1 protein-coding gene is annotated in these 1,484 nt (G+C 26.6%); it reads right to left on the bottom strand.

Going from position 1 to position 1,484, the window contains the following annotated elements:
- Positions 1-345: 345 nt before the first annotated feature.
- Positions 346-1,287: a leucine-rich repeat domain-containing protein gene (locus ABD816_RS22090; RefSeq protein ID WP_344931081.1), complete on the bottom strand. Its 942-nt coding sequence runs from the start codon at positions 1,285-1,287 to the stop codon at positions 346-348.
- Positions 1,288-1,484 lie beyond the last annotated feature (197 nt).

Below are 1,484 nucleotides of genomic sequence, written 5' to 3'. Positions count from 1 at the left end.
GTGCTTACTAAAAGCAGCAACATTTTAAAAAACGGTCTCACAAAGAGCTAAAGTTAATACCCCAGTAAATTACGAATTTTACGTTAGCCAACGTACTGAAGTTTCTGGGGTCTATGGGGGATTACTGGCAACGGACTTGTGTATGAAATGTAGCGTGCAAAAGGCACAAGTTTTTCGGGTTAACACAGAGCCGAATTTTTATATTTTGTTTTTAATTTTTCTCTTTTAAAAGCCAAATTAAAAATTTGTCGGACTTCATAAATATACACAAAGCTTTTGGTTAAGTACTTAATAGCTATGTTTTATACACCGTGTTGTACCACGTTTTTTATGTTCTATGTTAATTTATTTGGTGTTAATTTCAGGAAGATCTAACATTTTTTTTATCAAATCACGTTTCTTTTTTGATTTATAACCACATTTCAAATATTCTAAACTAGAATGATTTTTAAAGGATTCATATGATTCAATTGGTACTTGATCCATTCCTGTCAAATAAACGCTTTTTATACTATTTGACTCTGAAATTGGTGAAATATCTAGTAAGTTTTTCATTTGTTCAAAATGAATAGATTCCAGTTTGTTAAAAAAATGAAATGATGGAAGATACTCTATATTTGTTTGTGCACCAATAGAAATTTTTTTCAAATTTACTAGCTTAACTAACCAACTAAGGTCATTTAATCCTCTAACTTTCCAGAAAGATATTGATTCTATAGAAGTTAGTTCTGATAATGAATTTATATCTTCTATTGAACCATGCGTGAATTGAAAACTTTTCAATCTAGGAAGTTTAGAAAAATATTCTGTGTTTGGCAATTTTACATAATATAGATTAAGGGTACTTAATTTGGGTAATTTTAACAAACATTGAAACCCACTTACTTTTCCACTAATAGATAAAAAATTTAAGCTTTTAAATTTTTGTAGAAAATCAATTGAATAATTCTTTTTATCTAAAAATCCCATTTCAAGATGTTCAATTTTTTCAGGAATTTCTTGAATCTTTTCTATTCCTTCATTGTCAATGCCATAACATTGAAATCCATAGAGATGAGAAAAAAAACTATAATATTTAAAGTGATAAGATGATAAATTACTTTCAACAATTATTGTTTTATTAAAGTTTTTAGAATATTCAGATAATTTAATAGCGTCAGATTGATTAATCTCACCTTTTAAAATTAATCGAAGAGAGTTAGTGAAAGAAGTAGGGAATTCAGTAAAATTTATGGGAGAAAAAATCCCATTTATAATTGTATTATCTCTTAATATTTCTATACTCATGAGTATTAGTTTTCTTTAACTTTGTTTTACTACATTAAATAATTATAAACTCCATAATTTTGTAATCTTCAATGTTCGTAAAGGGAGATAGTTTACACAAGTTAAAGATTAAGGTTTACACTAAATTAATTTCTAATCTTGTTGATTGTTGTTTATTTCTAAGATGTTTTTCATCAAAGAAACCTAAAAATACATTT

This window comes from Aquimarina addita (genome assembly GCF_039539305.1).
GTDB lineage: Bacteria > Bacteroidota > Bacteroidia > Flavobacteriales > Flavobacteriaceae > Aquimarina > Aquimarina addita.
The sequence above is the reverse complement of the archived record's forward strand: the minus strand, read 5'-3'. Positions and strand labels throughout refer to the sequence as shown.